This window comes from Stackebrandtia sp., from assembly GCF_035643755.1.
Classification (GTDB): Bacteria; Actinomycetota; Actinomycetes; order Mycobacteriales; family Micromonosporaceae; genus Stackebrandtia.
Map to the genome: position 1 here is coordinate 1 of NZ_DASQPW010000051.1, position 6,130 is coordinate 6,130.

The 6,130-nt window shown below is 69.6% G+C and carries 5 protein-coding genes; 2 read left to right on the forward strand and 3 right to left on the reverse strand.

The window, feature by feature from the left end:
* Both VE172_RS03735 and VE172_RS03740 read left to right on the forward strand, forming a co-directional pair.
* A partial coding sequence (locus tag VE172_RS03735; RefSeq protein WP_324797353.1) for a GtrA family protein occupies window positions 1-488 on the forward strand: 488 nt, incomplete at its 5' end.
* Window positions 485-2,512, forward strand: coding sequence for an ArnT family glycosyltransferase (locus VE172_RS03740; RefSeq protein ID WP_324797356.1), 2,028 nt, complete (start codon window positions 485-487; stop codon window positions 2,510-2,512). The genes VE172_RS03735 and VE172_RS03740, both read left to right, overlap by 4 nt.
* A 123-nt stretch (window positions 2,513-2,635) precedes the next feature.
* On the opposite strand, the gene VE172_RS03745 is transcribed toward VE172_RS03740, so the two are convergent.
* From VE172_RS03745 to VE172_RS03755, 3 genes are all read right to left on the reverse strand, one after another.
* Window positions 2,636-3,925 (reverse strand): MFS transporter, encoded by a 1,290-nt coding sequence (locus VE172_RS03745; RefSeq protein ID WP_324797359.1) that lies wholly within the window; start codon window positions 3,923-3,925, stop codon window positions 2,636-2,638.
* 108 nt (window positions 3,926-4,033) lie between these two features.
* Window positions 4,034-5,215 carry a hypothetical protein gene (locus tag VE172_RS03750; RefSeq protein ID WP_324797362.1) on the reverse strand — a complete coding sequence of 394 codons (1,182 nt, stop codon included), beginning with the start codon at window positions 5,213-5,215 and terminating at the stop codon, window positions 4,034-4,036.
* A 178-nt stretch (window positions 5,216-5,393) separates the two neighbouring features.
* Window positions 5,394-5,975, reverse strand: coding sequence for a TetR/AcrR family transcriptional regulator (locus VE172_RS03755; protein ID WP_324797365.1), 582 nt, complete (start codon window positions 5,973-5,975; stop codon window positions 5,394-5,396).
* Between the last annotated feature and the right edge of the window lie 155 nt (window positions 5,976-6,130).

The window sequence follows — 6,130 nt, forward strand, 5'->3', positions numbered from 1 at the left end:
TGGCGCGCGGGGTGCTGCCGCTGTCCCACCTGGCGCGCCCGGTCACCGACGACCCGCGCGCCGCGGCGCCGCGCGGCCTGGCCCGCCAGCTCCTGGGCTTCGCCGTCGTCGGCATCGCCAGCACGCTGTTCTACCTCGTGCTGTACTCATTGCTGCGCATCGAAACCGGCGCGCAACTGGCCAATGTGGTCGCGCTGCTGATCTCGGCGCTGGCCAACACCGCGGTCAACCGGCGCTTCACCTTCGGGGTGAAGGGCCGCGAACGCGCCGTCCGCCACCAGGCCCAGGGCCTCGTGGTGTTCGGCATCGGGCTGGCCCTCACCAGCGGGAGCCTGGCCGCGCTCCAGGCGGCCAACCCGTCCGCCTCGCAGGGCACCGAACTGGCCGTGCTGATCGTGGCGAACCTCGCCGCGAGCCTACTGAGATTCCTGCTGCTGCGCGGCTGGGTGTTCCCGGCCGCCCGCGCCGACCGGGGGGAGACCCGATGACCACCGCGACCATCGACCAACCGAGGCCGAGCCTCCACAAGCGCCTGTGGCGCGGCGCCCCCGGCGACCCCTCCTGGGCCCGACCGGCACTGTGGGGGCTGCTGGCCGTCAGCGCCGTGCTCTTCCTGTGGGGCCTGGGTTCCTCGGGCTACGCCAACGAGTTCTACTCCGCCGCCGCGCAGGCCGGCGGCCAGAGCTGGAAGGCGTTCTTCTTCGGATCCAGCGACGCCGGAAACTCCATCACGGTGGACAAGCCGCCGCTGTCGCTGTGGCCCATGGACCTCGCGGTGCGGATCTTCGGGCTCCACTCGTGGTCGATCCTCGTCCCGCAGGCGCTGCAGGGCGTCGCGACCGTCGGGCTGCTGTACGCCGCGGTGAAACGCCGCTTCGGTCCCGCCGCGGGCCTGATCGCCGGGGGCGCGCTGGCGCTGACCCCCGTGGCGGCGTTGATGTTCCGCTTCAACAACCCCGACGCCATGCTGTGCCTGCTGATGGTCGCGGCCGTGTACTGCGGCTCCCGGGCGCTGGAGGACGGGCGCCTGAAGTGGCTGCTGCTGTGCGGGGCCAGCCTGGGACTGGGCTTTTTGGCCAAGGGACTGCAGGCGTGGCTGATCCTGCCCGTTCTCGCCGTCGTCTACCTGGTGTGCGGGCCACACAAGGTCGGGCGCCGCGTCGTCGATCTACTGTGGTCCGGTCTGGCGATGATCGTGTCGGCCGGTTGGTGGGTGGCGGTCGTGGAGCTGTGGCCCGCATCCTCGCGCCCCTACATCGGCGGCTCGCAGAACAACAGCTTCCTGGGACTCACCTTCGGCTACAACGGTTTCGGGCGCATCACGGGCGACGAGGCGGGCAGCGTCGGCGGCGGGGGAGGCCGCGGTGGCGGTGGCGGCGGCGCGTGGGGCTCGACGGGCCTCACCCGGATGTTCGGCGCGGACATCGGCGGTCAGATCGCCTGGCTGCTTCCCGCCGCGCTGATCCTGTTCGTCGCCTGCCTGGTGCTGGCGGGACGCGCCGCGCGCACCGACGCCAGGCGCGCCGACCTGCTGCTGTGGGGCGGCAGCCTCGTCGCCACGACGCTGGTGTTCAGCTTCATGGCGGGCATCTTCCACCAGTACTACACGATCGCCTTGGCCCCGTACCTCGCCGCGCTGACCGGCATCGGCGCGACCATGTTGTGGGCCAAGCGTTCCCGGGCGGCGGCCCGCGTCACCCTGGCGGCGACGCTCGGCGCCACGGCCGCGTGGGCGTTCGTCCTGTTGGGACGCTCGTCGACGTTCCTGCCGTGGCTGCGCTGGACGGTGCTGGCCGTGGGCCTGCTCGCCGCCGTGGGAATCGTGCTGGCGAGCCGCCTGCGGGGCCGCGCGGTGGCGCTGATCGCCGCCGTCGGCCTGGCCGCCGCGCTGGCGGGACCGATGTCGTACACGGCGCAGACGGTGGCCACCGCGCACGGCGGGTCCATTGTGACCGCCGGACCCAGCGTCAGCGGCGGACAGGGCGGCCCCGGCGGGGGAGGACCCGCCGGCGGCGGCAAGGCCGGATTCCCCGGCGGAGGCCAGGGCAACAAGGGCAAGCCCCCCGGCGGCAAGGGCGCGTTCCCCGGCGGAGGCCAGGGCGGCCCGGGAGGCCGCGAACGCGGCGGCGGTGGCGGCATGGGCGGCCTGCTCGACGGCCAGGACGTCAGCGACAAGGTCGCCTCCGTCGTGTCGAAGAACGCCGACGACTACACCTGGGTGGCCGCGGCCATCGGCGCCCAGAACGCCGCGGGTTTCCAGCTGGCGACCCAACACGCGGTGATGCCGATCGGCGGCTTCAACGGCAGCGACCCGTCGCCGACGCTCACCCAGTTCAAGCAGGACGTCGCCGACGGAAAGGTCCACTACTTCATCTCGACCAGCGACAAGGGCGGCAAGGGCGGCCCTGGCGGCGGCGGTTCGTCGTCGATCACCACGTGGGTCAAGAAGCACTTCACCAAGACCACCGTGGACGGCACCACCCTGTACGACCTCACCAAACCCACCGATTGAGCCGACCCAAGGTTTATTCAAGATTTGCTCAAGCCACCGGCGGACAGTGGACCACGTACAACTCATCGGTGGTTGGCTCGGCACTTCACATGCGAGGTGCCGGGCCAGCGTTGTTTCCGGGGCTCACTCCTCGGCCAGGGACACGTCCTTGGTCTCCTTCAGCAGCAGGTACACCGGCAGCGATATCGCGGTGAGCACGACGATGTACCACGGGTACCACCCGCCGACGTGCAGCTTGGCCAGCAGCGTCCCGACGTACGGGGCGGTGCCGCCGAAGATCGCCACGGTCAGCGAATACGGGAACCCGATGCCCGCCGCCCGTACCCGCGCGGGGAAGGTCTCGACCATGACGGCCGCGGCGATCGAGGTGTATCCGCTCAGGAACACCATGGCCACCAACGACACCAGCAGCAGGCTGATGAAGCTGGCGGTCACCAGGCTCAGCAGTGGCACCGTCAGCACGGTCAGACCCGCGGCGAAGACGATGAGCAGCGGCTTGCGTCCGATGCGGTCCGACAGCATCCCCGCCAGCGGTTGCAGCACCGCGAAGAACGCCAGCGAGATCGTCGACACCACAAGCGCCTTGCCCGGGTCGAACTTCACGGTGGTCTCGGCGTACGTCGGCAGGTACACCGTCCAGGTGTAGTAACCGATGGTGCCGGCGATGGTGATGCCGACGATCAGCAGCGCCTTGAGCGGGTAGCGAACGATGAATTCGAACATGTGCGGCTTGCGCTCGGCGCGCGCCTCGTAGTCGGCGGCGGTGCGGTGGGTCTCGACGGCGCCGCGCCGGATCCACAGCCCGACGAAGCTGCCGAGAGCGCCGACGGCGAACATGATCCGCCAGCCCCAGGATCCCATCTGGTCGGTGGTGAGCAGGAACGCCAGCAGCGCCGCCAGCCCCGAGGCGATCAGCTGGCCGATCGTGGTGGACACGTACTGGAAGCTGGAGTACAGCCCGCGGCGGTGGGGCGGCGCCGACTCCACCAGGAACGTCGTGGAGGCGGCGAACTCGCCGCCGATGGACAGTCCCTGCACCAGCCGTGCCACCACGAGCAGCGCGGGAGACAGGGCGCCGACCGCCTCGTAGGTGGGGCTGAGCGCCAGGACCATCCCGCCCGCGCCCATCAGCGTGATGGTCCAGGTCAGGGCGGCCCTGCGGCCGATGCGGTCGGCCAGCCAGCCGAGCAGCAGCCCGCCGATGGGCCGCATGAAGAAGCCCACGGCGAACACCGCGAAGCCGTACAGCAGCGGCACCAGGACGTTGTCGGTCTTCGGGAAGAACTGGGGCGAGAAGTAGATGGCCAGGAAGGTGTAGGCATACCAGTCGAACCACTCCACCAGGTTGCCGACCGAGGCGGCGGCCAACTGGCGGAGTGGATGGACGGGGGTGTGCGCGGCGTCGGCAGCCATGGGCGGGGCCTTTCGAACGGGGGGCAGGTGATCGGCCACAACCAGCCCGGACGCCGAATTATTTCATGATCACGGCGGCGATCGCGCGTCTCGCCTCCGTGCCTCGGCTCACCAGGCCGAGACCGTGGAGGCGTAGACGTAGCGCTTGCCGAGGTATTCGGTCTGGCTCCACAGCTGGTCCTTGCCGCGCCAGTACGTCACGTCCTCGGGGCCGATCGGCAGGGTGCCGTCGTTGATGTCGGGCGTGGCGCCGGGCCTCCACTTGATCATGCCGCCCTTGGCGGTGTCGCCGTTGCTGCGTTGTACGTAGTAGACACCGTTGATGGCGGTGGCTCCCTGCATGCTGCGGAAGTCGGTGACGTAGGCCCAGTCGGCGCGGGCGATGCCGTCGGAGTCGGGGCTGGCGGTGCCGTCGAGGTCGACGTCGAAGCGGATCATCCGGGTGCCGGTGCCCTCCGGGTCCCATTCGCTGACGACGAGGGAGTTCGGAATGGACGTGCGGTCCACCGCGACCTGCGAGAACTGCATGGCGGCCTCGCCCCCGGTGACGGAGGGCTGGTACTTGGCGACCTGCGGCATCACGAAGCCGTAGCCCAGACCGGCGTAGCTGCCGTCGGACTGCCTGCCGATGGCGCCGTCGGTGCTGTTGTTGGTGGCCAGGATGTGCCGCATGTCGAAGACCCGCATGCCGCTGGAGGAGTTGCACACGTACAGCTGGTTGCCGTACCAGGCCAGGCCGCCGGCGTGCGCGATCACGGGCTTGTAGCTGGGAGCGGAGGAGGTCCCGGTGGGCTCCACCAGCAGCACGTGCCGGTACTTCGGCGTGGTCGTCGACGACATGTCGATGAAGCTCACTCGCACGCCGCGGCTGGAACCGTTGCTGCCGTTGTCGTACCACGCCGACAGCAGGACCGGCTGTCCGTCGAAGGTGGACAACGCCGAGGCGTCGGAGCTGGACGTGACGCCCTGCGGCACCCAGTACTTGACCGAGCTGTCGCCGGACTGCCAACAAAACGACGCCGCGCGGTGCGACACCGGTGCCGTGCACGCGGTTCCGGTGCGATTCGCCGAGGCGACCACATCGGACACGGACTTCTTGGGCATGGCCGAGTCGAGGCCGGAGATCAGGCCGGAGGAGGTGTTGACGCGGTGAATCGCGAGGTCATGGGGGTCGGGTTGGGCGGCGGAGGCGGTGGAGGTTGACGCGAGCAGGACGAAACCGGTGGCGCTCAGGCAGATCGCGGCCGCCGTGGCGAGTCGTACGGCACGCGTCCCCAGGGATGTACGCATGGTGTGCTCCGGGGGGTCGAAGGGCACTGGCGAGGGGCGTTGATAAAACGGTAAAGGACGCAGGGAAATACCGGAAGAACCACAAACCACTAATTAGTGGTGAAGCAGGATATTTCAATCCTTAAAAATTCGCCTATGTAGGCAGGTTGTAGACAACCGAGTATGTATCGGAACTCGCCTACCGCGGGGCCGGGCGCCGCACCGCGGCCTCCACCATGTCCAAAATGGAGTCCAGGTTCGCGCCCCGGCTCCCCATGGCCAGGTGCGTGATCAGCCCGTCATACGCCAGCTCAAGGAAACCCGCGACCACCTCAATGGACAGATCGTCGCGCAGTATCCCGGCCTGCCGCTGCCGCGACAGCCGCTCGCGGGTGGCGCTGGCGATCGCCTGCTTGCGCTCCTCCCACTCCCGAGCGAAACCCGCGTCGGTGCGCAGCCGGCGGCTGACCTCCAGCTGGCTGCCCAGCCAGCCGGTGGTCTCGGGCTGATCGGCCTGGGCGGCCAGATCCCGCATCACCTGCACCAGGCCGTGGGCGGCGATGGTCTCGGCCATGGCCGCCGCGTCGTCCTCGGCCACCGCCAGAAACAGCGACTCCTTGTCCCGGAAGTGATGGAAGATCGCCCCCCGCGACAGCCCGATCTCCTCCTCGAGGCGCTTCACGGTGGCGCCCTCGTACCCGTGGCGCGCGAAACAGGCACGCGCTCCCGCGAGAATCTCGCGGCGTCGAGTGTGTAGCCGTTCCGGACTGACCCTGGGCACTGGACGATCCTGTCGATAGGGAGGCGGTGCGCGTGACGCGCCCTGAAGTGCTGTGACCAATCCTAAGTGCTGGCACCATGGACGGATGCACTCTCCCGACGATCCGGTCCGGCCGCTGCGGGTGGCCGTCGCGCAGGCCGCGGCGGTCCCCGGCG

Bases quoted from the DNA above. Each gene is read 5' to 3' on its own strand.
- VE172_RS03740 (WP_324797356.1), top strand. From the start codon at position 485: ATGACCACCGCGACCATCGACCAACCGAGGCCGAGCCTCCACAAGCGC.
- VE172_RS03745 (WP_324797359.1), bottom strand. From the start codon at position 3,925: ATGGCTGCCGACGCCGCGCACACCCCCGTCCATCCACTCCGCCAGTTG.
- VE172_RS03750 (WP_324797362.1), bottom strand. From the start codon at position 5,215: ATGCGTACATCCCTGGGGACGCGTGCCGTACGACTCGCCACGGCGGCC.